General features: G+C 61.8%; 18 protein-coding genes, 1 tRNA gene and 3 pseudogenes. 17 read left to right on the plus strand and 5 right to left on the minus strand.

Going from position 1 to position 26,106, the window contains the following annotated elements; all coding sequences use genetic code 11:
- The first annotated feature begins 73 nt into the window (after positions 1-73).
- From ACO07W_RS16860 to puuE, 9 genes and pseudogenes are all read left to right on the plus strand, one after another.
- A complete protein-coding gene (locus tag ACO07W_RS16860; protein WP_421846057.1) occupies positions 74-952 on the plus strand; it encodes an LLM class flavin-dependent oxidoreductase in 879 nt (292 codons plus the stop codon).
- A 192-nt stretch (positions 953-1,144) separates the two neighbouring features.
- Positions 1,145-2,419 (plus strand): IS256 family transposase, encoded by a 1,275-nt coding sequence (locus ACO07W_RS16865; RefSeq protein WP_421840071.1) that lies wholly within the window; start codon positions 1,145-1,147, stop codon positions 2,417-2,419.
- Between the two features lie 162 nt (positions 2,420-2,581).
- Positions 2,582-3,064 (plus strand): hypothetical protein, encoded by a 483-nt coding sequence (locus tag ACO07W_RS16870; RefSeq protein WP_421846058.1) that lies wholly within the window; start codon positions 2,582-2,584, stop codon positions 3,062-3,064.
- 111 nt (positions 3,065-3,175) lie between these two features.
- Positions 3,176-3,802, plus strand: a pseudogene (locus tag ACO07W_RS16875) (hypothetical protein).
- Between the two features lie 254 nt (positions 3,803-4,056).
- On the plus strand, positions 4,057-5,316 hold the full coding sequence (locus tag ACO07W_RS16880) for a DUF6986 family protein (RefSeq protein WP_421844892.1): 1,260 nt from the start codon (positions 4,057-4,059) through the stop codon (positions 5,314-5,316).
- Positions 5,294-5,608: pseudogene (locus ACO07W_RS16885) on the plus strand (allantoicase); the annotation flags it as partial. The gene ACO07W_RS16880 and the pseudogene ACO07W_RS16885, both read left to right, overlap by 23 nt.
- Positions 5,609-5,742: 134 nt before the next feature.
- Positions 5,743-6,930 (plus strand): RNA-guided endonuclease InsQ/TnpB family protein, encoded by a 1,188-nt coding sequence (locus tag ACO07W_RS16890; RefSeq protein WP_421841682.1) that lies wholly within the window; start codon positions 5,743-5,745, stop codon positions 6,928-6,930.
- Positions 6,931-6,963: 33 nt separating this feature from the next.
- Positions 6,964-7,710 (plus strand): annotated as a pseudogene (locus tag ACO07W_RS16895) (allantoicase); the annotation flags it as partial.
- On the plus strand, positions 7,707-8,657 hold the full coding sequence (gene puuE, locus ACO07W_RS16900; protein WP_421844893.1) for an allantoinase PuuE: 951 nt from the start codon (positions 7,707-7,709) through the stop codon (positions 8,655-8,657). The pseudogene ACO07W_RS16895 and the gene puuE, both read left to right, overlap by 4 nt.
- 173 nt (positions 8,658-8,830) lie before the next feature.
- Here puuE and ACO07W_RS16905 read toward each other — a convergent pair whose 3' ends face one another.
- Positions 8,831-10,024, minus strand: coding sequence for a serine hydrolase domain-containing protein (locus tag ACO07W_RS16905; RefSeq protein ID WP_421844894.1), 1,194 nt, complete (start codon positions 10,022-10,024; stop codon positions 8,831-8,833).
- A 206-nt stretch (positions 10,025-10,230) separates the two neighbouring features.
- On the opposite strand from ACO07W_RS16905, the gene ACO07W_RS16910 reads away from it, so the two are divergent.
- On the plus strand, positions 10,231-11,196 hold the full coding sequence (locus tag ACO07W_RS16910) for a 1-aminocyclopropane-1-carboxylate deaminase/D-cysteine desulfhydrase (protein ID WP_421844895.1): 966 nt from the start codon (positions 10,231-10,233) through the stop codon (positions 11,194-11,196).
- Between the two features lie 204 nt (positions 11,197-11,400).
- Here the strand turns inward: ACO07W_RS16910 and ACO07W_RS16915 are convergent, their stop codons facing one another.
- Together ACO07W_RS16915 and ACO07W_RS16920 are read right to left on the minus strand one after the other, a co-directional pair.
- Positions 11,401-11,712, minus strand: coding sequence for a hypothetical protein (locus ACO07W_RS16915; RefSeq protein WP_421844896.1), 312 nt, complete (start codon positions 11,710-11,712; stop codon positions 11,401-11,403).
- Between the two features lie 1,115 nt (positions 11,713-12,827).
- On the minus strand, positions 12,828-13,067 hold the full coding sequence (locus ACO07W_RS16920; protein ID WP_421844897.1) for a hypothetical protein: 240 nt from the start codon (positions 13,065-13,067) through the stop codon (positions 12,828-12,830).
- A 30-nt stretch (positions 13,068-13,097) separates the two neighbouring features.
- Here ACO07W_RS16920 and ACO07W_RS16925 point away from each other — a divergent pair, with 30 nt between their 5' ends.
- The gene (locus ACO07W_RS16925; RefSeq protein ID WP_421844898.1) at positions 13,098-14,159 is read left to right on the plus strand and encodes a hypothetical protein; all 1,062 of its coding nucleotides are present in this window, start codon (positions 13,098-13,100) and stop codon (positions 14,157-14,159) included.
- Positions 14,160-14,804: 645 nt separating this feature from the next.
- Here ACO07W_RS16925 and ACO07W_RS16930 read toward each other — a convergent pair.
- On the minus strand, positions 14,805-16,397 hold the full coding sequence (locus tag ACO07W_RS16930; RefSeq protein ID WP_421844899.1) for a hypothetical protein: 1,593 nt from the start codon (positions 16,395-16,397) through the stop codon (positions 14,805-14,807).
- Between the two features lie 916 nt (positions 16,398-17,313).
- Positions 17,314-17,386, minus strand: a tRNA-Arg gene (locus ACO07W_RS16935).
- Positions 17,387-17,511: 125 nt separating this feature from the next.
- On the opposite strand from ACO07W_RS16935, the gene argS reads away from it, so the two are divergent.
- From argS to rho, 6 genes are all read left to right on the plus strand, one after another.
- Positions 17,512-19,164, plus strand: a complete 1,653-nt coding sequence (argS, locus tag ACO07W_RS16940; RefSeq protein ID WP_421844900.1) for an arginine--tRNA ligase — start codon at positions 17,512-17,514, stop codon at positions 19,162-19,164.
- A gap of 44 nt (positions 19,165-19,208) precedes the next feature.
- Entirely contained in the window at positions 19,209-20,579 is a 1,371-nt protein-coding gene (gene lysA, locus ACO07W_RS16945) for a diaminopimelate decarboxylase (RefSeq protein WP_421846059.1), read from the plus strand.
- 3 nt (positions 20,580-20,582) lie between these two features.
- Entirely contained in the window at positions 20,583-21,908 is a 1,326-nt protein-coding gene (locus ACO07W_RS16950) for a homoserine dehydrogenase (RefSeq protein WP_421844901.1), read from the plus strand.
- Positions 21,905-22,987, plus strand: coding sequence for a threonine synthase (gene thrC / locus ACO07W_RS16955; RefSeq protein ID WP_421844902.1), 1,083 nt, complete (start codon positions 21,905-21,907; stop codon positions 22,985-22,987). Before ACO07W_RS16950 ends, thrC begins: the two co-directional genes overlap by 4 nt.
- Before the next feature lie 81 nt (positions 22,988-23,068).
- Positions 23,069-24,016, plus strand: coding sequence for a homoserine kinase (thrB, locus tag ACO07W_RS16960; protein ID WP_421844903.1), 948 nt, complete (start codon positions 23,069-23,071; stop codon positions 24,014-24,016).
- Between the two features lie 260 nt (positions 24,017-24,276).
- On the plus strand, positions 24,277-26,103 hold the full coding sequence (gene rho / locus ACO07W_RS16965) for a transcription termination factor Rho (RefSeq protein ID WP_421844904.1): 1,827 nt from the start codon (positions 24,277-24,279) through the stop codon (positions 26,101-26,103).
- Positions 26,104-26,106: the final 3 nt, after the last annotated feature.

Genomic DNA, 26,106 nt, shown 5'->3' on the forward strand with positions numbered 1-26,106 from the left:
TTTGCGAACCGTTCTCTGGGCTACCTGAGCCGGCGGCCGTAGGCGTGCCAGAATCGCGTTTGTGCAGATAGCGATGACCATGCCGGTGATGGAGCCCGACCTCGATAGGACTGTGCTCGCGAACTGGGCGCGCGCGATCGACGAGGGGCCCTTCTCGTCGTTGTGCTGGGGTGAGCGTATCGCGTTCGGCAATCCCGACAGCCTGACATTGCTCGGGGCACTGGCGGCTTGGACCGATCGGGTACGCCTTGTGACAACGGTCATTGTTCCGCAGCTGCACGATCCTGTGATGCTGGCGAAGGCGTTAGCGACTGGGGATGTGCTCAGCGGCGGTCGGCTGACTGTGGGAATCGGCGTAGGGGGAAGAGCCGAGGACTATCACGCGGTGGGTGCCGATCCGGCGACACAGACCATACGCGGCATGGCCGAACGCATAGCGGTGATGAAAAGGGTATGGGCTGGCGACAAGGTCACCGACTCGGTGCAGCCAGTAGGTCCAGCTCCGGTCCAACCTGCCGGCCCGCCGTTGCTCGTTGGCACCATCGGACCCAAGACTCTGCGCAGCGCCGCGGGTTGGGCTGACGGATTGACTGGTATCACTCTGGATCTTGACCTAGACAAGCAGAACGAGCTTTTTGACGTTGCGCGGGTGGCATGGGCGCGGGCCGGCAAGCCGAGGCCTCGGTTGGCAACATCGTTCTGGTTCGCGTTCGGGCCTAAAGATGAGGCTCGCATCCAGGTTCATCGTCATCTGCGGCGCTATATGAACTGGATTCCAACCGAGTACGTCGACGCGATAGCGCCGACAACTGGCTGGGCGGGGACGGAATCTGAGCTGTTGGTGGTGCTGCGGAAGTTCGCTGACATTGGAACCGACGAAATTCACCTCATTCCGACGTGTTCGGACATCGAGCAGCTTCGTCGGGCCGCCGATGTCGTTGCCGAGTTATGAGCACAGCGGTCGCGGGCTCGGGTGTCCCAAAGTTCTAGCCTGGTTGCCCGTGCGGTGAAGTCCGATGGTCGCGTCTCATCGCTGGTGTAAATGGTCACGGGCGTAGGTTCCGTCGCAACCGACGAAAGCTATGAAGGAGGGGCTACGCCCGTGACCAAGCGAGTATCGCCGATTGAGCGTGTGCGTGTTGAGATGGATCAGTTGTTCGCCGCGACCGAGCGGCCGTTGACCGAGATTTTGGAGGAGGTCGGGCGGTTATCGGTGCGTCTGGTGTTTCAGGTCGCCGTGGAGGCCGAGGTAGAAGCAGTGTTGGGCCGAGCCCGTCACCAGCGTCGGGTTCAGGACGGCCCGGGCGGGTACCGCAATGGGTATCAACCGCCGGCGACGGTGAAGACCACGATGGGCTCGGTCGAATTATGCCGCCCGAAACTACGCGACACCGACGAGCGGTTCTGTTCGCGGCTATTCGGTGCCGGGGTGACGCGCACCCACGCTCTGGAGGCGTTGGTGATTTCGGGATGGGTGCGCGGTTTGTCGGATCGCGACATCGAGGCCGCGTTGGCCGAGGTGCTGGGCTCGCAGGCGGCGTTGTCGCGCTCGACGGTGAGCCGGATTTGTGCGGCCATCAAAGACGAGTTCGCTGCGTGGTCGTCTCGACGCCTTGATGAGCTGGTGTTGGACTACCTGTTCTTGGATGCCTCGAACTTTCGGATGCATCCCAACGCCCCGGCCGAGCCGGTGCTGGCCGCCTGGGGCATCTGCACCGACGGCAAGCCCCTGTTTATTGGGCTGGCCCCAGCCGCAGCGGAGTCGGCTGATGCGTGGGCCGACTTCTTGGCTGACCTGAGGAACCGGGGACTACGCCCGCCGCTACTGGGCATCTCCGACGGGGCGCCGGGCCTGATCGCCGCATGGGAGACCACGTTTCCGGCAAGCCTGCGTCAGCGGTGTCTGATCCATCGCTGCCGTAACGTCATCGCCAAGACACCTGTCGCGGTCCAGGACGAGATCAAAGCCGCGTTCTGGTCGATCTTCGATGACATTGACCAGCCACCCGGCCAGCAGGCCGTGGATGAAGCCACCCGCCGCGCCGAGGAGTTCACCACCACATACCGCGGGCTCTACCCAGCCGCGGTCGCTTGCCTGGCCAACGACTTCGCCTCGCTGAGCGTGCATTTGCGCTTCCCCCGCCAACACTGGACACGCATCCGCCATTCCAACCTCATCGAACGCACCTTCGGAGAATCCCGTCGCCGGGTCAAGGTCATCGGCCGCCTACCCGGCGAAACCAGCTGTCTGTCGCTGGTATGGGCCGTCCTCGACCGCGCCAGCCGCGGCTGGCGCGGAGTCACCCAAACATCAGCGACCAGCCGCCACCTCCAAGAACTACGCCACCAACTGCTCGAGCCACCCCGCCCACTGCATCCCCCCACCACAACAACCACGACCGACACCACCGCCGCGTAACATGACCACCAGGAACATGCGCCCAGCGTTTTTACACCAGTCCTAAGACGCCACCAGTCCGATAGGGCGTGATCGTGTCCGTGCTGAGATCCGCCCGCGTCATTGACCCCACATTATGGGGCGGTGTACCTGCGATCGATTTTGCGCATTCTCCTGGTCGCGGTGCTTGGTGATATCGCAATCGCGCCATGCTTGGCCTCCGCTGTTCCGGCGCAGGCGGCGACTCCGGCGTGGAATGGGAAATATTCGCTTGTGCGATACGCCGTGGACAAGTCAGGCACTAGCGTGGCCGCCAGCCAATCCGAACCTACCTTCAGCGCCGACTACGTCTTTACGACTGTGTGTTCGGCAACGAGGTGCGTTGCTACCACCTCTGATGGACCTGTTCCTAAGAACCCGACCCTGCCCCAGCCCTCTCATTACACCTGGGACGGAGCCAAGTGGGTTGAGGTCTTCGAGTTTCAATGGGATTGCTACATGGGTGAAGGGGTACCGAAGGTGTGGGCACCTGCGAAATCGTGGGCGTACTACGCGCCGCAGCGGGACGGGTCGTTGCGCGGTACCTGGCACACCGACATCTATGGCGGGCCTTGCCGCGGGACCGTCGCCATGCCGGTGGCGGCGTTTCGCTCAGATGCCCCATAGACGACAGCCGCCAGAAAGTCGCGGGTAGCCCCGCACGGAGTGAGACCGTGCCCTAGGTGACTCACGTACAACGCTTCGGCGGTGGCACGACTGGCCTATAACCTCGTACGTATGGCTGTGGGCGAATCAGTCAGGCAGGCGCTGGAGCAGTGGGATCGGAAGGTGTGGGACGTAGCGATGCTCCACGCGTGTAACGCGCTCGACGGCACGAGCCGGAAGCGATATCCGACGCTCGGTGTCGGCACACGTTTCCGCACCGCAATTCGCGATGCCCTCGACATCTTCGGTGTGATGGCAATGCCCGGCGTCAATCTCGAACAAACTCGCTTTCCGGTCGCGGTCAGGTCTGATCTACTCCCGGAAAGACGGCCCGACATCGCAGATGTCCTCTTCGGCATGCACCGGTGGTTGCACGGCCATAGTGATCAATCGTCTGTGCAGTTCGAGATCAGCCCCTACGTGAGTGCCAATGCAGCACTTCGTATTGCGAATAACGGCACTGTCCAGCTACCTACCTCGGCGGTGTTGGGTCTGCTCGCCGTTGCCGTGTTCGCCCCGGAGAACAAGGGGCAGGTCATTCCCCCCACCTATCAGCTCACCTGGTAAGACCATGTTTTCTTCATCAACGTCTGGTGGGGCTGGCAGGACCACTTCCGCGAAATGGTCGGCTTGGACAAGGCGCGGCTCGTCACGCTCGATTTTGGCGACGCATGGAACAGGTGGACGCCGACCGGATGACCATGATGACAGCGCGGGACAGGCGGACTGTTGGTCGCTGCTGCGGTGCATGCTTTGCCGTCCTGGCCAAAAGGCTCTAGCCAGCGCTAGCGAATTCAGCAGCCATAGCGCAGCGACGGCCGCGGTGTGTCCGTTGTTGCCGGCGACCTCAACCAACCTGTTGACCAGCTTGATCCATGTCATGTTGGACCAGGCACCACGCTGCGGCGCCCCGCAGTGACGCGGGGTGGAATATCAGCTGAGACCATGGATCGGTGAAGCGTCGTTTTGTGTCTGCGACTGTGCTCGATCAGATCGGTGACCTCCTCGCCGGCACAGACGCCCAGCTTGACCGTGAATATCGCGGCGATCGACACGAGGGCCAGCCGCTGCACACCGTCTACGTTGCTGCCTCAGATGCCGGTCCGGACACCGTTGAGCGGTGGGCCGCGGAGTCGATTGGGCTGGCGGATCGCGCTGCTGACGTGCTGGAAGATCTGGACCTCGATCGCGTTATGCCCGACGTGCTCCGCCAGCTCGAAATTTCGCCGGTGCAAGACCTGCGGATCGATTTCGAGGATGGGTACGGCTGGCGCGATGACGCCGTCGAGGACAGCGATGCTCGGCGGGCCGGTACGACGCTGGGCGCGCTCAGCGGGCGTCTGTTGGCGTGTGGTATTCGGATTAAGGGGCTGACCACGGCGGATGCTGTACGCGCGATACGCACGTTGGAACTCACGTTGGACGCTGCGGGCGATGTGCCCCAGAGATTCGTATTTACCGTGCCCAAGCTCCGCCTGGCTGAGCAGGCGAGCGCGGCTGTCAAGGTGTGTGAAGAGATCGAGCGTGCTCACGGTTTGCTGGCCGGCTCCCTGCGCTTTGAACTTCAGATCGAGAGTCCTCAGGCAGTTATTGCCGCCGACGGAACAGTGACAGTTGCCCGGGCTATTCAGCTGTCGCAGGGCCGATGTTCTGGTCTGCACTACGGTACCTACGACTACAGCGCCGCCTGCGGGATTGCCGCACCATTTCAGTCGCTAGATCACCCAGTTGCCGACTACGCGAAGGCTGTCATGCAGGTCGCGGCCGCCCAGACTGGCGTGTGGGTGTGCGACGGATCGACTCAGGTAGTGCCGACAGGTAGTGCCGCATCGGTTGCGTCGGCGCTGCGTCGCCATCACGAGTTGGTGCGCAGGTCACTGTGTCGTGGCTACTACCAGGGCTGGGACATGCACCCGGGCCACCTCGTCACTCGATGGCTAGCCAACTTCGGGTTTTTCCGATCAGCGCTGTCGGTGGCAGCTCCGCGGCTACAGGCATACCTGGACCGCAGCGGGGGATCAGTCATCGAGGAGCCGGCAACCGCTGAGGCGCTGGCAGCGGTGGTGGTTCGCGGACTGTGCGTTGGTGTCTTCGATGAGCGTGCGGTTATCGAGCTGGCCCCATCTGTGAACCGCGACGTGCTCGACGCTCTCCTGCATCGATGCCTCGGTCGCGTCGAACAGGGCGACCATGACGGCGAACGAGAGGATTAGCGTGGTTGCAGATGATTTTCTAGCTCTCCCCGACCTGGCGCTTCGACCGCTAGGCGGGGCAGTGGTGTGGGCGACCGATGACCTGTTCGCGGAGAAAGAGAATCTAATCCGGCCGGGACCGGCCACGTACCAGCCGGCGACCTTCGGACACAAAGGTCAGGTATACGACGGCTGGGAGACCCGACGCCAACGCGGACAGCGATCGTCTGACGATGCCATCATCAGGCTCGGGGTTCCGGGTATTGTCCGCGGTGTCGTCGTGGATACCTCCTGGTTCAAGGGTAATTACCCGAAAATTCGTAGCGCGGGAAAGCCCCGCATCTTTAGTGCGGGGATGGAGCGCATCAATTTTGTTTCCGGGGTGGCCACTGCCTGGGGTCGCGGCGTGGCCGCCGCTTGTCGGTGCCCGGCACTATCGTGACTGGTATGAGTGCCGGGGCTGGTGAGGATGCGGGTAGCGGCAAAGCCCGCTACACCTACCGGCTGCGCATGTCGGGCGTCGCCGAAAAGGCTCTCCTGGTCGAGTGGGATCGCTGCCGCTGGGTGTGGAACCAGTGTGTCGCAGAATCGAAAAAAGCGCATCAGGCAGGCCAGACCTGCGGATACGCGGAACTCGACAAGCAACTAACTGGCTGGCGCCAACAGCAGGATTGGCTGGCCGCTGGATCGGCGGTACCGCATCAACAAACCGTGCGTGACTTCGCGAAATCGCGGGCAAAAGCGCTCAAGGACATCCGGAACCGGCTGCCGATGCGAGCCCGTGCTGGATTCCCCACATTCAAGAAGAAGCAACTCGCCGCGCCCACCCTCAACTACAACCGCAACGCCTTCCGGCTCGTAGACCGGGTGCTGTTTTTGGCGAAAGGTGTTGTGGTGCGGCCGGTGTGGTCGCGGGAGCTGCCTACTGCGCCGTCGAGTGTGCGCGTCTACCGCGACAGTCTGGGGCACTGGTATGCCTCGTTTGTGGTGAAAGCCCAAGCCGAGCCGCTACCAGTCACGGGCCGGGTAGTTGGTATCGACTGGGGTGTGAAGGCTATAGCTACCACCACCAGCGCTGAGCATGATTTGGCGCACCCGCAGCACGGTAAAACCGGATCCGACAAGCTGGCCCGCTATCAGCGGGCCATGGCGCGACGGCGCCCCGGAAAAGGGAAGCCAGGTAGTCGGCGCTACCGGGCGGCTAAAAGGTTGGCGGCCAAGGCGCACAAGAAGGTTGCGCGTCAACGCCAGCAGGACGCACGAATGTGGGCGAAAAACCTGGTCAATGATTTCGATGCGGTAGCAGTCGAGGACTTCAAGCCAAAGTTTTTGGCGAAGTCGACGATGGCGCGTAAGGCCGCCGATGCGGGTATCCGTATCGCGAAAACAGAACTTGTGAACATGGCGGGCAAGCATGGCCGTTGTGTTGTGATGGTGGACCCGAAGTACACCAGCACCGACTGCGGACAGTGCGGGGCAAGAGCCACGCACCGCCTGCCGCTGTCGCAACGCATCTACACCTGTGCCACGTGCGGCACAGTCGCGGACAGGGATCGAAACGCGGCGCAGGTGGTTTTAAACCGGGCAGGGCTGAACCCCGGCGGCGTAGACGGTGTAAGACCCGACGCGGCGTAGCTGCGCTAGGCAACCCGAGCTGCGGAATCCCCCGCATTTATGCGGGGGAGCAGTCAACCGCCAGAGATTTCCGTGCAGGCGATAGTGGTGGAGGGTTACCCCAAGCCGGAGGTGATGGTCGCCAGGCAAGACTGGGAAACCATTGTCGAACGGCGGCCTGTGTTAGGAGACAGCTGCAACTCGTTTGAGGTCGTCTCACCGAAGCGTTGGACCCACATCAAGCTCACGATGTATCCCGACGGCGGGGTCGCTCGCTTGCGTGTTCACGGTGAGGGTGTGCCAGACCCTCGTTTTCTCGGCTTGGGACCGATGGACCTAGTGGCTATCGAAAACGGCGGACTGGTAACGGCGTGCTCAAACATGTTCTATAGCTCACCCCAGAACCTTCTGTTTCCTGGAATGGCACGGGCGATGGGAGACGGATGGGAGACCGCTCGCCGGCGCGACGACGCCAATGACTGGGTGCAGGTGCGGATGGCAGGTGAAGGGATCATCCGGCTAGCCGAGATCGACACCTCATGGTTCGTCGGCAACGCACCGGGCGAGGTGGCGCTACGCGGTCGTGTCAGTGGTGCTCAGTGGGTGCAGCTTCTGCCCCAAACACCGTTATTGGTCGATACCCGGCACCGTTTTCTGATCGAGGATGCTCCGCCGGTGACCGACGTGCGTGTCGACATTTTCCCGGACGGCGGGTTTAGCCGGCTGCGATTGTTCGGCGATTTGACCGAACGCGGTCGTAGCATCGTCGAGCATCGTTGGTGGGAAGGAGCGGGTCGGTGAGCCAGCCGATCAGCGAATTCAGCTGCGGACGCGACTACCCGAGGGATCTCATCGGTTACGGACGCAAGGTCCCGAATCCGCAGTGGCCGGGGGACTCCCGGATCGCCCTGCAGTTCGTGTTGAACTACGAAGAAGGCGCAGAAAACAACGTCTTGGACGGTGACGGCTATTCGGAGGTCTTTCTCTCTGAGATGACACCGGCCGAGCCGTTCCCCAATCGGCACATGAGTATGGAGAGCCTTTACGAATATGGCTCCCGTGCGGGCGTGTGGCGAATCCTGCGGGTGTTCGAACGGCGTCGACTACCACTCACCGTTTTCGGGGTGGCGTTGGCTCTGCAACGCAACCCGGATGCAGCTGCAGCCTTCATCGAGCAGGGGCACGAGATCGCCTGCCACGGATTACGTTGGCGCTCATACCAACTGATTGATCCGGACGTCGAGCGTGAAGATATGGCACAGGCCGTGCAGATCCTCGCCGAGTTGAGCGGATCGGCCCCACAGGGCTGGTACACCGGGCGGGACTCCCCGCAGACACGGAAGTTGGTCGTCGAGCATGGTGGCTTCCTCTACGACTCGGACTCCTATGCCGACGATCTGCCCTATTGGGTGCGGGTTCCCAAAGGTGAGTCCGAGGTCGACCACCTCATCATCCCGTACACATTGGACACCAACGATATGCGATTCTCCTCACCCGCAGGGTTTCCCAGCGGCGAGCAGTTCTTCGCGCATTTGCGCGACGCATTCGACACTCTTTATGCCGAGGGTGTCGCCGGTTCCCCCAAGATGATGTCGGTCGGACTGCATTGCCGCATCATCGGGCGGCCAGCGCGTATCGCTTCGCTGGAACGGTTCTTGGACCACGTTCAATCCCATGAGGCCGTATGGATTACCCGGCGTATCGACATCGCTAAGCACTGGCACGCAACGTATCCGCCGCCCGCGTAATTGCCGGTCGGCCGCTTCGGCGGTTTGGACGTTGAGTTTGCCCAGCCGCTAGGTTCGGGATTGTCGACTGAGCCTGGGTGACCGCTACCAGAGGTCCCGGTCGGGAGATTTGCCGCTGCAAGGTGCCATTCCAAAACGACAGCCGGGAAGCACTTACTGGTTGCGGAGCCGGGTTATCGTATCGACGCGAGGTTGCGGTAGACAGTGGTCTCGAAATCGAGGTAGGCGTCGAACGATACCGTGTCGCAGAACGGAAGAACCTGTGTTGCCCACAATCCCGCAATGCCGTTCTGTCGGTCAATCCAGTAGTAGAGATTGGGCAGGCCCCCCCAGCCAAGTGCGCCCGCGGGTCGCCCGGTTGGTGCCTGCTCGTCGTTGACCATAAATGTGTATGCCCACGACTTCGGTTGTCCTGGAAAGAACTCCACGTCGTTCGATAGCGCAGGGTCGATTCCCGTGAGTGTCGTTACGCGCTGCTTCTCCAGGCCGTTGCGGGTCGCCCACCGCACAGTCTCCGGCTTTAGCACCCGACCGTGGTCACCTGCGCCGTCATTTAGCCACATACGCAGAAGCTTCATATAGTCTCTGACCGTCCCGAACAGGCCATGGCCGCCTAGGTCGATTTCGGGCTGCTGGGGTGCTGCGAAATTGATCGCAACCAATGCTCCGTCACGCTGCCGTTGGTGCATCGTGGCGAGTCGCTGACTCATGGTGGGACTCAGCGCAAACGCGGTGTCCGACATCCCCAACGGTGCAAAGACGCGATTGTCCATCACATGCCCCAAGCGCTGGCCTCGGATTGATTCGACAACAAAACCTGCCCAATCAAGGCTGAAGCCGTACATCCACCGCTCACCCGGATCAAAGAGCAGCGGCAACATTAGTGACTCCTTGACGGCGGAGGCCGAACTCGATTGGCTGAGCTGCAGGCCCAGGCGGCGGTAGGTGGCGTCGTATGTCGGGTAACCGAATCCAGCGGTGTGCAGCAAGAGCATCCGAGTCGTGATGTCACGTTTTGGAGCCCGCAGAATTGGTGCGCCGTCAGCTCCGGACCCCTCGATGACCCGCAATTGACTGATCTCTGGCACCCAAGTTGCCGCGGGCGCGTCGAGATCGAGGAGGCCTTCCTCGGCACATTGCAGGACAGCGGTGCCGGTGATCGGCTTGGTCATCGAGTGAAGCACGAACACCGCGTCGAGGGTCATTGGCTGTGCGGTTGCCAGGCATCGGAGCCCAACGGCTTTCTCGTATATGGTGCCGTTCGCGTCGGTAACCGCAGCTACCACTCCCGGTACCGAGTCACCTGTATGGCCGTCACGCGTCACGCGTTCGATCACCGCATCTAGCTGTGCCTCAAGCGTTGTCATCGACAGTTCCTTCGGTCGAAGCGGAAAGTCTGGACACCAGAATCTATACGGTCGATGTACTGGGAAGGTTCGAAGCGTTTTGCGAGATGTCAACCGTGGCTCATAACCGCGGGAACAGACCGGGACTCAGCCGCGGTGAAGACTGCACGTCGATCTGCAACCCAACGACCTCAATGGCGTACAAACACTGCGGCTACACTGCGACGGTGGTAAATGACCAGCTCGTATCGCTCGGATCGTGGCCCACGCCGCTTGAAGGAGCCCCACGGCTGTCGGCGGCGATTGGATTGGCTCCCGAAGATCTATGGGTTAAGCGCGATGACTTGACGGGTCTTGGCGGTGGCGGCAACAAGGTCCGCAAGCTTGAGTGGTTGTGCGCGCAGGCACTGCGGGACGGTGCGACGATCCTGGTGACCAGTGGGGGCGCCCAATCCAACCACGCTCGCCTCACCGCCGCCGCGGGTGCTCGGTTGGGGCTGCCGGTCGTGTTGGTGCTCAAGGGGTCCGGCCAAACGCCGTCGCGTGGCAACGTTGTTCTCGACGGTCTTTTCGGAGCCACGATCGTATGGGCTGATGCCGACAGCCTAGGTGACCTTGCTACCCATGTGGAGAGTGTCGTCGAAGGCCTGCGCCGAGATGGGCAGCGCCCTGCCGTTATTGCGTTGGGAGGATCGACGGACCTGTCGGTCAACGCATACGAAGCGGCCGCCGAGGAAGTCCTTGCCCAGGGGCCGGCGCCCCATCACGTTGTTGTTGCCCTGGGAACCGGGGCGACGATGGCAGGGCTGGTCCGTCGGCTCGGTGCGACGTGTGTACTGGGCGTGGATTGCGGAGCCATTGATGAGCCCGGCCGCAGGGTCGCAGAACTGACGAATCAAGCGTTGGCCGAGGCGCTAAGGCCACAACTTCGTATCCGCCATGACCAAATCGGCCGTGGCTATGCGTACCTGAATCCAACTGTCATGGATGCGATGAAAGTAGCGGCACGTACCGAGGGCATTGTTTTGGATCCGGTCTATACGGGTCGCGCGCTAGCCGGTCTCATTGCTGCGGTTCGCGACGGCCATATTCGTCCCGGTGAACGAACTGTCCTGATGCACACGGGCGGGTTGCCGGGAATCTTCGGCCACGAGGAACTTCTGGCCGAGCTGGCTTCCGGCTTTGCGACTTAGCTTGGAGTCGCAACGGTTTTGGGGGCCAGAAGCAATTGATGGGAAGCTGCGTGCCGCGGAAATGTAAGGCACCCGCTGCGGGGGCTTAGGCGCGGCGGACTATCCGCGAGGTCAAAGAACCGGTGTCAGGGCTGACTTTGGGGAGGCGTCACGGTGGCTAGCTGACGGTGAGCACGAGCAGGGGTTGCGACATGGCACGGGCGCTCACCGCCCGGCCCACTCGTCGATTTCGGCGGCGGCTTCAAGCAGTGCGGACGCCAATTCACGGGCCTGGTCACTGTTGAGTGGATTCAGATCCCCGAGCTCGAAAACATAGACGCTGGGGGAGCCAATTCGGCCGTCGTCGATGCTGCCATCAGCCCACTGCACGGCGCTGGGGGAAACTCTGACGGGGTGGTCGGTGACGCGTCGGTCAGTGCCGACGACGGCCCGGTAGGGCACGGGGTAGTGGGGTTGCCAGTCATCGAATTCCCGGACGCCAGGTAGTTGGATGCCGGGGAGGGGTAGGGTGCTCATTCGAGCCGCTTCCTTTCCTTTGCGGGGTGGTGGTTGGTTCGGGCGGCCTCCGCCCGGCGCTGCAACGCCGGGGTCGACGGGGGCCGCCTTCTGTTTGCGGTTGTGTGGTGAGACTAGGGCTCGCCGCGGGCTGTGTACATAAAAATTTTGGAAAGAAATTTGCTGGCGGATGCGGAAGCGGCGGGTCCGGCGGCCGCACTCACGGACTGCAGCAAAGACTGGTGAGCCCCACGGCGGCGGGGTTGTTGTCAATGGGCGGTTTGGTGTGGCGGTGCTGGTGTGGTGACCCATGGCGCGCTTCCTGCGCCGATACCGTGAGGGGCAGCTGTATTGGGCACGTTAGCTAAACCAGGTGCAGCAAATGAGGCTACGCAACGTGTTCGGCGGGCCGTACACATCGCCGGATCGGCGTGTCGGAGCTCTAGCGTGTCGTGACGACGGCTCGACTGCGCAGCTGTTGCATCGTCATCGCCTCCTGCCCGGCAGCTTTGTGACTGGCAGGAGCAATTCGGTTCGGTCGATGGCCGATCTGGTGGGCTACGTCGCGCCCACACTGTCTTATGTGCCCGGGCTTCTTTGCGGCCGGCGTTACTCGTGCCGCCCTCACCACGTTGAAACCCAATATGTTTGGGGTTGCGCATTAGCGCGCCAGCGCAGAAAACGCAGCGAAAAATCTGTATGCGAAACGGCCTCTTGGTAAAGGCGTTGCCGTTAGCGGCAAGTAAGCGTGCTAGGGCGACCGCGCCCCAGCCGAAAATGCCGACGCCGTCGCCTGTCATCTCGGCTCAGGTAACAGCATTGGCGAGCTGCACGCAGCAAATCGCGACACCTGGTTGGTAGGCCAGTAAGATATTGAGCCTCAACACGATGCGGTGGGTGACATCGCCCGGGCAAGCCCCGCGGAGGTTACTCGTCGGTGAGGAGATGGGTTGACCGCACCACACGATCACCGGCGCGGCGAACCTGAGGTCGACGGTGTTGAGCCAATTGATCAGCCGCCACCACCGTATAGTGACCCACCGTTAGGTTTTTGGGACAGCCAGCCTTGGCGGGGAGCGCCCCCACAGCCTCCCGCTGGCTCAGGGCCTCCGCCTTATGAGCTACCACCGCAGGGGTTAGGCCCAGAATTCCACGATCTGCAGGCCCAACGTTACGACAACCACGCGCGTGTCCACGAAGCCATGGCCTGGCAGCATCAACACGCGGGCACAGACACCGCCGAAGCCCTCGACCCCACCGACCGTCTGGTCAATCCAGCAGACAAGGCCCAGATCGAGCGGGACCTTGCCGACCTCGATATGCCCCCGCACGTCAACGACGTATTTGATGTCGGACGAAGCAATCAACCTCAGCAACGGATGCTGTATGTCCCCCCAGAAGAAAGGATGGCCGCAAACCCTCCGGCTCTGCAAGAACACCTGTACCACCAGCAGCAGACCGCATGGCACCAAGACCAGCAGCGTCAGTGGGAAGCGCAAGCCCAATACCATCGTGACCAAGCCGCACAAATCAGAGATCACCCGGAATGGGGGGAGTGGCAAGATTTTGAGCGTACCTATCAGCCGCAACCAATCAGCGATCCCGACGCACTAGACGACCGGGTGCGGACCCGGCGTTGGCCGTGGAGCAGACGCGTTGATCCCGTTGATACCCAAGAGCGGCCACAGAACCCGGTTGTTCGGCTGCCGCATGATGACGCCGACCGGTCGGCTCAGGCGCTTCGCGCCTATGCCGACCACCAAATCACCCGAGTAAACGACTATGAAACGTTTGCCCAGGCATCCCGCGACCAAGCCATCGCCGGCGAGCAGTTCGCTCAGGGGGACCAACAACTAGCCGAAGATGAGCGCCGCGAAGCTCAGCAGATCCGCGACGAGGTGTTGCAGCACCTCCCCGAGCAGTATCGGGAGCAGGCGCGGAACACAACGTTTGCTGCTGAAAGACAGCACCTGCAATCCGCTGAGATGTATGAGGATCTGGCCCGCGAAAGCCGACAAAGAGTCGGTGAGTTGCGCGACCAGGCGCGGTGGGCTGATGGACAGGTCCTGGGGTTGCGGGGGCGTGCCCAGCAGGACCGAATAATAGCCGATCAGTACCAACGCGCTGCGCGCCCGCGATCTGGCCAGCAGCCGGCTGGGGCTGAGTCCTCGGGCGCGACCAACATTGTGGAGTATGACCATGGAGGTATCGCCGATGGCGTGGGTCGTTTGCGGCGGGTTGTGTCACGGTCGCAATCTGCGTTAGATCGCATCGGCCAAACGCAAGCTTCACTGGCGGAAGGCTCGGCCGGGCAGACCGTAGGGGCATCGCAAGAGGCATTAAACCGGCTTGCCCACATGCATCGCCGTACAATCGACACGGCCAGACGCGCTCTGGACTATCTCGACCTAGCCGATGGGCAAATGCAGCGCCTCGATCGCGAACTGGCGCGAAGGTTTCACACCTAACCTGCTTCGAGGTGGTCCTGCCCGCGGGAAGTTCGGTCGATGTCGACCCAGCGAGGCGCTTATCATACCTCCGGATCGTCGTCGGTGTTTGGTGTGATTGGTGACGAATGTGGCTCTCTCACCCGACTACACCCGCACTTGCCAAGAGGGGCAAATCGGCCAAACCGGGGAATCGCTGGCCGCTCGTTCACGCAGGCTGACCAGAGAGGTCTCCCAACAGAGGCTGAATCAGCACGAAAACAATGGCTGCCACACGATCGGAGCGGTCTCACGCCCGATAGACGTTCTCGGTCTAGCCAACACCGAGCTGCCGTACCTCGACTGCAACACGGCACGATGATTCAGGTCCTAAAAAACCAATGTCATCCCGCGGTCGCTGTCCGAAAATTTTGCGAACATGTCCCTTCGCGCAATTCGTGGCGGTATATGTTTCGCGTTCGATACGTGTTTTTCGCGAAAATTCTCAAAAAAGATTCTTGCCGACGTTCGAAGCAAACAGCATGAGTTTGCTTTCGTTGATATCCGGCGTCGTGGCTGGCGTGTTGAGAAGTGAGCTATCGTCGGGGTCGGTGAATGTTATTGTGCCGAAAACAATTTGGGCCTTCTCGGCGGGATGACTATGCAGGGGTACGTCGGGGCTGCTTGCTAGTTGAAACCAGCGGCGAACCGCGAGTCAGTAATGGCCATATTGTAGTTGGCCTCCCGCAGTGACTGTAGTGCTCCAGCGACGGCGGCCAGGACGCGCCGGTTGGTTTGCTCGATGGCCAACAGACGGTTTTGCGAAGCCTCCGCCGCTTGGCCAGACGCGCTAGCTTGTAGGGACTGGCGGGCCGTAAGCGCCTTTTCGAGGCTTGTTCGGGCTTTTGCGGCGATCTGCTGCAACGCGGTAACGCCGGCATCTATCTGGGCGTAGTCGTACACCAGCAGACGCGGGTCGGCACCGCCGATCGGCGGTGGTGGCGGAACCCTGAAATTGTTGACCAGCTCTCGGTACGCTCGGGCGAGCGGTGGAGCCGAGACGACACCAGGATGAGTCGTTTCTAGCCACGTCTGTTGCCTGAGGGCTTCTAGCTCAACACGGCGATACATGTCACGGTAGAAAACTTCATCTTTGGCGTCTTCACGGAGCTGTTGCGCCTGCTGGACTTTCTGTTTGTCCGCCGATTGCGGCAATGTGCGCGCCTGCTGCCGCAGCTGGTCGGCCTCCCGGAGCTTCTTTTCGGCCTTCTGCTGGTACGGCTCTGCCTGCTGCCGCAGCTGGTCGGCGAACTGCTGCTTCTGCCGAGCCTTATAACGCAGCTGCTCGGCCTCCCGATACTTTTGTTCGCCTTCCTGCCGCATCTCGTTGGCCTCATCGATCGTCGCTTTGAACTCCCGAAGCTTCTCGCTGGCCTCATGTTTGAGGGTATGAGCCGCATGCTTGACGGCATCGGCTTCATCGCGGAGAACCTGGACATAATGCTGGGAGTCCTGGTCAAGCTTGACTGCCTGCAGAGAGTGTTCATGCCACTGTGTTTCGTGGTGTTGAGCATCGCGGGCGTCTGACTGAGCGTTGCGAAAATTCTTCTGTGCGGCTTGCCGATGGTGCCAATTGGCCTGCTGGCGGTGTTCTTCGGCGCGCTGATGATGCTCTTGGGATTGCAATTGGACCGGATCTGGCCGGTGTCGGTGCTGTTTTGCCGTCTGCTTCAACCGGGCGGCCTCGCGAAACTTGTCGCTGGCCTCCTGGCCTTGTCGTATGCTCGCCTGCCTAATCCGATCGCCCTCATCGAACTTCGAGGTGTGTTCGGCTATCTTTTGTGCGCCCGCACGCTCTCGCTGTTCAGCTTGTTGCCTTAGTTCGACGGCCTCCTGTTGGTGCGGTTCGGCCTCCCGCCGAAGCTGGTCGGCGACCTGCTGATTTTGTTCGGCCTCCTGCTGTTTCAGAGCGGCTTCTTGCTTGAGTTGCTTGGCTTGATTTCGGTGTGGTTCGAGCTGTTCGGCTTGATGCCGGGCATGCCTTGCTTGCCGGTTGTGTTGTTCAGCTTGTTCACGAGCGTCTTGTGCCTGGCGGGCTGCGGCGGTGTGAGCATCGATGACAGCTGGGTTTTTGTCGGCGAGCAGCTGGTGGTGTTGTTGCTGATCGGCGAAAAACCTGGCCACGGCGTCTGGATCGCCGGTGTCGTAGATCGATAACGGCTCGTCGTCGACTGGCGTGTTCTGGCCGGGCTGGGCCGGTGTGGGTGACGGTGAGGTCATGCAGAGCCCTCCGTCGTGCTCATCAGCGACTGCGTTCCATAGTTGATGCCATCGGCACGGCAGCGGTGACGGCGCTGGTGGGTATGCGGGCATACCGCAAACCCACTGAGCTCCGTGAGCGCTTGGACCTTGCCGCCGTGGCGGTGGTTTTTATTGGAGTACCACATGTTGTAGATGCCATTGTATGAGTAGTGGCTCTAGTTAACATTGGCAAAAGCGCTTAGGAATTGATTTTTGAGCCCATTGACATATTGACCGCTTAGCGCGTTCCGCTCGGCGGGGTGTGTATATCAGGGAGCTGGCCAACGACTTTGGGTGCGATCTCACTTCGGCCATCTTTGGTGTTCTTTGTCACATTTTTCTGAAGCCAGCTTTAGCTCTCGTCGCGGGCCTATTGTGTGCGCAATCACAAAGGCGGATTCAAGCGCAACCAGTGCTGCTGGAGCTAGGAACAGGCCAATCGGCGTTCCGCGGCCGATCTGAGCCAGGTTGCAGGATCGTGTTGCAAACGCAATGGACAAACTCAAATCGGTTAGTATTGATCGGTAAATCTGGTGCGGGAATATTGTGTATCGGTGAGACTCAACACGGTGACATCAACGGCGAAGACAGTCGCCACTACTGGCGCAAAGGCGACTGCCCATAATGGGTTTTCGGGGTTCTAGCGTTAAACGGAATCGGCACGGCTGGCCTCGCCTCCGCAAAACCTTGAAGGCTAATAAAGCTAGTCCGGTAACCACAATCACGGATGCGTCTGTGATATTGACGGTTACACCCCGGGCGCGCGAAGACCGTGCTGCCGCAGGAAAACCGTTGACCGTCTTGCGTGAGGTAGTCCGCGTGAGGGGTAGAGGCGGACTGGCGCGGGGGTCGCATGCGCTCTGCGGCACGGATTATTTGTGTTGATGAAGGTGGGTGCCCCCGGCAGGATTCGAACCTGCGGCCTTCTGCTCCGGAGGCAGACGCTCTATCCCCTGAGCTACGGGGGCGCACCGACAAACATGCTGCGCCATAGGGCTTGAACAAGCAGGAACAGATTAGCGCATGGCGGCCGCCGCCCGGCCACCGCGATGGATTCGAGGTGCGCGCCTGCTAGACCATAGGATGGACGCTCGTGACCCCCGCCGAACTCGCTGAGCTGCTCAAAGCCACCGCCGCTGCGGTGCTGGCCGAGCGCGGCCTCGACGCTTCGGTCTTGCCGCAGAACGTCGTTGTGGAGCGGCCACGCAATCCCGAGCATGGCGACTATGCGAGCAACCTGGCACTGCAGGTGGGTAAGAAAGTCGGTGTAAACCAGCGTGAGCTGGCTGGATGGCTCGCTGAAGCGTTGGCGCAAACCGCCGGTGTCGCTTCGGCCGAGGTTGCCGGCCCGGGCTTTGTCAACATACGCCTCGAGACGTCAGCGCAGGCCAAAATCGTCGTTGACGTTATCGATGCCGGAGCGCGCTTTGGTCACTGCGACGCTTTGGCGGGGCGCAGCATCAACCTGGAATTCGTCTCAGCCAATCCGACCGGGCCGATCCACATCGGTGGTACTCGATGGGCCGCCGTGGGCGACGCGCTGGGTCGACTGCTGTCGACGCAGGGCGCCGATGTGGTGCGCGAATACTATTTCAACGACCATGGCGCCCAGATCGACCGATTCGCCAACTCGCTGATCGCCTCGGCTAGAGGCGAACCGACGCCGGAAGATGGCTACGCGGGTAGCTACATCACCGACATCGCGGCGCATGTGCTGCGAAAAGCCCCCGACGTGCTGAGCCTGCCCGAGGCGGAGCTGCACGAGGCATTTCGCGAAATTGGTGTCGACTTGATGTTCTCCCACATCAAGGAGTCGCTACACCAGTTCGGCACCGACTTCGACGTCTATACCCACGAAGACTCGATGCACACGAGCGGCCGTGTCGATCAAGCTATCGCCCGGCTCCGCGAAACCGGCAACATCTATGAGAAGGATGGCGCAGTCTGGCTGCGTAGCAGCAGCTTCGGCGACGACAAAGACCGTGTTGTGGTCAAAAGCGACGGCAAGCCGGCCTATATTGCCGGTGATCTCGCCTACTTCCTCGACAAACGTCAACGTGGCTTTGACCTGTGTATCTACATGCTCGGGGCGGACCATCACGGATACATCGCCCGGCTCAAAGCTGCCGCGGCGGCGTTCGGCGACGACCCTGCGACCGTCGAGGTGCTCACAGGACAGATGGTCAACCTTGTCCGAGATGGCCAGCCGGTCCGGATGAGTAAACGCGCGGGTACCGTGCTCACGCTCGATGACCTGGTCGAGGCGATCGGCGTCGATGCTGCGCGCTACAGTCTGATCCGGTCGTCTGTGGATACCGCGATCGATATCGACCTCGCATTGTGGTCGTCGGCGTCGAATGAAAACCCGGTCTACTATGTGCAATACGCGCACGCCCGGTTGTCAGCGCTGGCTCGCAACGCTGTTGAACTCGGCTTGGCCCCCGACTCCGCGCAGCTTGAGTTATTGAGTCACGACAAGGAGGGCGCACTGCTGCGCACCATCGGTGAGTTCCCGCGCGTGCTCACAACGGCGGCTTCGCTGCGGGAACCGCACCGAGTGTGCCGCTACCTCGAAGACCTCGCCGGCGACTACCATCGGTTCTACGACGCGTGCCGGGTGTTGCCGCAGGGCGACGAGGAGCCCACCGATCTGAATGCCGCGCGGCTGGCCTTGTGTCAGGCAACCCGGCAGGTCATTGCCAACGGGCTGGCAATACTGCGAGTCAGCGCCCCGGAGCGAATGTGAACGTCCATCCTGCCGGAGCCCGGCATGCCGAAGAGACTCGATCCGTGACCAGTCCGCCGCAGCCGCAGTGCCCTGAGGAGCTGCTGGGCCTAGCGTCAAATGTGTGGCCGCGCAATACAACGCGCGACCAAGCGGGTGTGGTATCGGTGGCGGGAGTTTCACTTCCAGACCTGGCACACAAGTACGGAACTCCGCTGTTCGTGATCGACGAGGACGATTTTCGGTCTCGCTGTCGAGAGATCGCCACGGCGTTCGGTGGCGGGGCCAATGTGCACTACGCCGCCAAGGCGTTCTTGTGCAGCGAAATAGCGCGGTGGATTGACGAGGAAGGGTTGTCGCTGGATGTATGTACCGGCGGCGAGCTGGCCGTTGCTCTCTACGCCGCCTTCCCGCCGAATCGAATTACCCTGCACGGCAACAATAAATCGCTCTCTGAGCTCACCGCCGCCGTCAAAGCCGGTGTCGGGCATGTCGTCTTGGACTCGTTGGCCGAAATTCAGCGCCTCGACGCCATCGCTGGCGAAGCCGGAATCATCCAGGATGTCCTTGTGCGCCTCACCGTCGGTGTCGAGGCGCATACCCATGAGTTCATATCCACTGCGCACGAAGACCAGAAATTTGGTTTGTCGGTGGCCGGTGGCGCGGCGCTGACGGCGATCCGCCGAGTATTCGCTGCCGATCACCTGCGACTGGTCGGCCTGCACAGCCACATCGGTTCGCAGATCTTCGATGTGGCCGGCTTTGAAGTCGCCGCTCACCGCGTCATCGGCCTGCTGCGCGAGGTTGTCGGCGAGTTCGGCGCCGAGCGGACCGCGCAGCTATCCACCGTCGACCTCGGCGGTGGTTTGGGTATCTCCTACCTGGCGGCCGACGACCCACCACCCATCGCAGAGCTGGCGGCCAAATTAGGTGCCATCGTAAGAAGTGAGTCCGCGGCGGTTGGGCTGCCTGCCCCCAGGTTGGTGGTTGAGCCTGGACGTGCCATTGCCGGCCCCGGAACCGTCACACTCTATGAGGTGGGAACCGTCAAGGACGTCGACGTGAGTGCTGTGGCGCGCCGGCGGTACGTCAGCGTCGACGGTGGAATGAGTGACAACATCCGCACCGCGCTCTATGACGCGCAATATGACGTCCGGCTGGTATCCAGGACCACCGGCGCGCCGGCGACGCTGGCCCGTGTTGTCGGAAAACACTGCGAAAGCGGAGACATTGTGGTGCGAGACGCCTGGGTTCCAGATGATATGCAGCCCGGCGACCTGGTCGCGGTGGCTGCCACGGGCGCCTACTGCTATTCGCTGTCGAGTCGTTACAACATGATCGGCCGGCCGGCCGTGGCAGCGGTTCGCGCCGGTCAAGCGCGCCTGCTCCTGCGCCGGGAGACCGTAGACGATCTGCTGAGTTTGGAAGTGAGGTGAACTGTGGCCAATGACGAAACGCCGGTTGGCGTGGCAGTGCTCGGGTTGGGCAATGTCGGCAGTGAAGTTGTACGCATCATCGACAACAGCGCCGAAGATCTCGCGGCTCGCGTGGGCGCTCCGTTGGTGCTGCGCGGCATTGGAGTGCGCCGTGTCGCCCCTGACCGCGGTGTGCCGATCGAACTACTCACAGACGATATCGAAGAACTTGTCTCCCGCGAGGACGTCGACATTGTCGTTGAGTTGATGGGGCCGGTTGAGCCGGCGCGCAAGGCTATCCTCGCTGCGCTGGAGCGCGGCAAGTCAGTTGTCACGGCGAACAAAGCGCTGCTGTCCACGTCCACCGGTGAATTAGCCCAAGCCGCTGAAAGCGCGAACGTCGATCTCTACTTCGAGGCGGCTGTCGCAGGCGCTATCCCAGTGATCCGACCGCTGACCCAGTCGTTGGCTGGCGATACCGTCTTGCGCGTTGCCGGAATCGTGAACGGCACCACCAACTACATTCTGTCTGCAATGGACAGCACCGGAGCCGACTACGACGGGGCTTTGGCCGACGCGAGTTCGCTTGGCTACGCTGAGGCCGATCCAACCGCGGACGTCGAAGGTTACGACGCCGCGGCGAAAGCGGCCATTCTCGCCTCCATCGCGTTTCACACCCGGGTGACTGCCGAGGACGTTCATCGTGAAGGCATCACCAATATCACCCCGGCGGACTTCATTTCTGCCCGGGCGCTGGGCTGCACCATCAAACTACTGTCCATTTGCGAGCGGATTACGACTGATGAAGAACAGCAACGTGTTTCCGCGCGTGTCTACCCCGCGCTGGTGCCGCTTACGCATCCACTTGCCTCGGTGAACGGCGCGTTCAACGCCGTAGTGGTCGAGGCTGAAGCCGCGGGGCGGCTAATGTTCTACGGGCAGGGGGCTGGCGGCGCACCGACGGCTTCGGCGGTGACCGGCGACCTGGTGATGGCCGCGCGCAACCGAGTACTGGGCAGTCGCGGGCCGCGTGAGTCCAAGTACGCTCAACTGCCTGTGGCGCCAATGGGTTTCATCTCCACACGCTACTACGTCAGCATGAATGTCGCGGACAAGCCGGGCGTGTTGTCGGCAGTGGCAGCAGAGTTCGCCAAGCGTGAGGTGAGCATTGCCGAGGTGCGTCAGGAAGGTGTGGTGGACGAGGACGGTCGGCGAGTGGGTGCACGAATCGTGGTGGTCACCCATCTGGCTACCGACGCGGCGCTCTCTGAAACTGTTGATGCCCTGTCAGATCTGGGTGTGGTGCAGAGCGTAGCTAGTGTCCTGCGATTGGAGGGAACCGGCGCATGAGCGCCGTGCGGACGGAGGCCGTCCACCCCTGGCCGGGCGTGATCGCGGCGTACCGTAGCCGGTTGCCGGTGGGCGAGAACTGGGTACCAGTCACGCTGCTTGAAGGTGGCACGCCACTGATTGCGGCACCCAGGCTCTCCAAGCGGACCGGGTGCACGATTCACCTCAAAGTCGAAGGTCTCAATCCCACTGGCTCCTTCAAAGACCGGGGCATGACAATGGCGGTCACCGATGCCCTGGCCCGCGGGCAGCAGGCCGTCTTGTGTGCGTCGACTGGAAACACCTCGGCGTCGGCGGCGGCATATGCCGCCCGTGCCGGTATCACCTGCGCGGTGTTGATCCCTCAGGGCAAGATTGCGATGGGCAAGCTGGCGCAGGCCGTCATGCACGGCGCGAAGATTATTCAGATTGATGGCAACTTCGACGACTGCCTGGAACTGGCCCGCAAGATGGCAGCTGATTTCCCGACCATCTCGCTGGTAAATTCGGTCAACCCGGTTCGCATTGAGGGTCAGAAGACAGCGGCGTTCGAAATTGTCGACGTACTCGGTGCCGCGCCAGATGTACATGCGCTTCCAGTGGGCAATGCCGGCAATATCACTGCGTACTGGAAGGGGTACACCGAGTACCACCATGAGGGCGTGATCAACAAGCTGCCGCGCATGCTCGGTGCGCAGGCATCCGGTGCTGCGCCCCTGGTGTTCGGCGAACCGGTGAGCCACCCAGAGACCATCGCTACTGCGATCCGCATCGGTTCGCCGGCGTCGTGGACAGCTGCTGTAGAGGCGCAGCAGCAATCAAGAGGGCGCTTTTTGGCTGTCACCGACGAGGAGATCCTGGCCGCTTACCACCTTGTCGCCAGCGCCGAAGGGGTCTTTGTTGAACCTGCGTCCGCCGCCAGCATTGCGGGCCTGCTCAAAGCCATCGACGACGGCTGGGTGGTTCGCGGGTCGACTGTAGTGTGTACGGTGACCGGCAACGGGCTCAAGGATCCCGATACGGCTCTGAAGGACATGCCGAGCGTGTCCCCGCTGCCCGTGGACCCTGTCGCCGTGGTTGAGAAATTGGGGCTGGTCTAGTGGTGATCGCAAGCGCGCCGGATTCGGGCGCAGCGGGCTGCCGCGTGTCTGTCCGCACAAGTCAGGCCTAGTGAAAGTTTATTGATGACTCAGGTGCTGCCTCCTCGGCTAGCAGCGAGCGCAGTGGTGTCGGCGTCCAGCGCTAATCTCGGCCCGGGCTTCGACAGCGTTGGTCTGGCGCTGGGTCTGTTGGATGAGATAAATGTCGAGACAACAGATTCCGGATTGGTGGTCTTAGTAGAGGGCGAGAGCGCCGATCAGGTTCCGTTGGGTCCCGACCATCTGGTCGTTCGCGCCGTTCGCCGCGGACTGCAGGCCGCCGGACTGAGCGCGGCCGGTCTGGTGGTGCGTTGCCGCAACGTGATCCCTCATTCGCGTGGTCTCGGTTCTTCCGCTGCGGCCGTGGTAGGCGGCCTAGCGGCCATTAATGGTCTTATTGCGCAAACGAATTCGAAGCCATTGGATGAGGCGCAGTTGATCCAGCTGTCCGCGGAGTTCGAGGGCCATCCCGACAACGCCGCGGCCGCCGTGTTGGGTGGTGCGGTGGTCTCGTGGACCGACCGTGTCGGCGGTAGCCCCAAATACTCGGCTGTGCGCCTGCGGCTCCATCCTGATATTCACCTGTTCTCTGCGATTCCCCAGGAGTGCTCGTCTACCGCGGAGACCCGAGCGTTGTTATCTGCCCAGGTCAGTCACGACGATGCACGCTTCAACGTGAGTCGTGCCGCGTTGCTGGTAGTAGCGCTGACCGACCGGCCGGATCTGCTGATGTCGGCGACCGAAGACGTACTTCACCAGCCGCAACGCGGTCATGCGATGCCGGCGTCGGGCGAGTACCTTCAGTTGTTGCGGCGGCACAATGTTGCAGCGGCCTTTTCGGGAGCTGGCCCGTCGCTGATCGCACTGACCACGGAACCGCAGTTGCCTGCCGAAGCGGTGCAGTACGGCGCCGCAAACGGGTTTTCTGTGGCTCCGATGACCGCGGGCGAGGGAGTTCGCTGGAGCCCGGAAGTTGCGGTCGCACGTTGATCCACACCGTCGTGGGCGGGTTTGCTTGCTTCCGACAAAGAAGGGGGCTATCCTCGGAGCCGTCCAGCAATTGCAGCATCTTTCATACTGCCTTGCCGCTAGGACAACACTTACCAATTCTTCTCGTGGACGAGGTTCGCCGTTTCCGTCGCCGATCCAGGTGATCACCGTTGCAGAGTCGATGATTGGGCGCACTCGGCAATTTGGCTGAATGCGACGAACCCCCACGTGACGTGATCAGTGGGGAAGAAAGGAAATCCGTGACTGATACGGACCTCATCACGGCTGGCGACAGCGCTGAGAGCAGCAAGCTGTCGGACCCCGTGGCCATAGAAACTCCGAGCGTCGAAACCCCTGCACCGGCCAGTTCACTGTCCACCATGGTGCTGCCCGAACTGCGTGCCCTCGCTAGTCAAGCCGGCGTTAAAGGGACGTCGGGTATGCGGAAGAGCGAACTGATCGCCGCGATTCAGGAAAGCCGGGGTTCGGACAACGGCACCCCAGCTAGTCGCCAGTTGTCTCAAGAGCCAGCCGAAGCGCCGGCAGCCCCGGGGGGTGAGCCGACCAATACATCTGGTGACGATTCGTCAGGCGAGCCGCCGCGCCGAGAACGACGTACCGCCTCGCGTGCCGCGGGATCATCGTCGCGTGCGAGCGAACAGTCGGATCGCGAAACCTCACCGGAGGATAAACCCGACGAGAGGGCCAACGACAAAGCAGACAACCGCCAAAAGGGCCAGCAGGAAACCAAGACGGACGAGCGCCGGGCGGATGCTGCTGGCGAGCAAGCCGGTGACCAGCAAAGTTCTGGTGGCCAGCAATCCCGCGGCGACGACGAAGGTGACGGACGTCAGGGGCGGCGGGGACGCCGCTTCCGCGATCGCAAGCGTCGTGGTGAACGCGGGGGAGACGGTGCTGAAGCTGAACTGCGGGAGGACGATGTCGTCCAGCCGGTAGCCGGAATCCTGGACGTCCTCGACAACTACGCGTTCGTGCGCACGTCCGGTTATTTGGCCGGTCCCCATGATGTGTATGTCTCAATGAATATGGTGCGCAAGAACGGTTTGCGCCGCGGTGATGCGGTGACCGGCGCAGTTCGAGTGCCTAGAGAAGGTGAGCAGCCCAACCAGCGGCAGAAGTTCAACCCGTTGGTGCGACTGGACACCATCAATGGTGGTTCGGTGGACGAGGCCAGGAAGCGGCCCGAATTCGGCAAGCTCACGCCGTTGTACCCGAACCAGCGGCTTCGTCTGGAAACCACTACCGAACGGCTCACCACGCGGGTCATCGACCTCATCATGCCGATCGGCAAGGGCCAGCGCGCGCTCATTGTGTCACCGCCCAAGGCCGGTAAGACGACAATCCTGCAAGACATCGCCAATGCCATCACGAAAAACAATCCGGAATGCCACCTCATGGTCGTGCTCGTCGATGAGCGGCCTGAAGAGGTCACTGACATGCAGCGTTCGGTCAACGGCGAGGTCATCGCCTCGACGTTTGACCGGCCGCCATCGGATCACACCTCGGTGGCGGAGCTTGCGATCGAGCGTGCCAAGCGACTCGTTGAGCAAGGCAAGGACGTCGTGGTTTTGCTCGACTCGATCACCCGGCTTGGGCGCGCTTACAACAATGCGTCGCCGGCATCGGGTCGGATCCTGTCTGGTGGTGTTGACTCCACCGCCTTGTATCCGCCCAAACGTTTCCTGGGCGCGGCCCGCAATATCGAAGGCGGTGGGTCGTTGACCATCATTGCGACCGCCATGGTCGAGACGGGTTCCACTGGCGACACGGTCATCTTTGAGGAGTTCAAGGGGACCGGCAATGCCGAGCTCAAGCTGGATCGTAAGATCTCCGAGCGGCGCGTATTCCCCGCTGTCGACGTGAACCCCTCTGGCACCCGCAAAGACGAGTTGTTGCTTTCTTCCGACGAGTTCGCTGTCGTGCACAAGCTGCGTCGGGTGCTGTCCGGTCTGGATTCCCATCAGGCCATCGACCTATTGATGTCGCAGCTGCGTAAGACGAAGAACAACTACGAATTCCTCGTGCAGGTCTCCAAGACGACACCTGGGTCAATGGACAACGAATAACCG

The sequence above is a fragment of the Mycobacterium sp. genome (assembly GCF_965230835.1).
GTDB lineage: Bacteria > Actinomycetota > Actinomycetes > Mycobacteriales > Mycobacteriaceae > Mycobacterium.

Coding starts and splice junctions, on each gene's coding strand:
- ACO07W_RS16930 (WP_421844899.1), bottom strand. CDS start 16,397: ATGACCTCACCGTCACCCACACCGGCCCAGCCCGGCCAGAACACGCCA.
- ACO07W_RS16860 (WP_421846057.1), top strand. CDS start 74: ATGACCATGCCGGTGATGGAGCCCGACCTCGATAGGACTGTGCTCGCG.
- ACO07W_RS16925 (WP_421844898.1), top strand. CDS start 13,098: ATGGCCGCAAACCCTCCGGCTCTGCAAGAACACCTGTACCACCAGCAG.
- ACO07W_RS16915 (WP_421844896.1), bottom strand. CDS start 11,712: ATGAGCACCCTACCCCTCCCCGGCATCCAACTACCTGGCGTCCGGGAA.
- ACO07W_RS16890 (WP_421841682.1), top strand. CDS start 5,743: ATGAGTGCCGGGGCTGGTGAGGATGCGGGTAGCGGCAAAGCCCGCTAC.
- thrC (WP_421844902.1), top strand. CDS start 21,905: ATGAGCGCCGTGCGGACGGAGGCCGTCCACCCCTGGCCGGGCGTGATC.
- ACO07W_RS16865 (WP_421840071.1), top strand. CDS start 1,145: ATGGATCAGTTGTTCGCCGCGACCGAGCGGCCGTTGACCGAGATTTTG.
- ACO07W_RS16905 (WP_421844894.1), bottom strand. CDS start 10,024: ATGACAACGCTTGAGGCACAGCTAGATGCGGTGATCGAACGCGTGACG.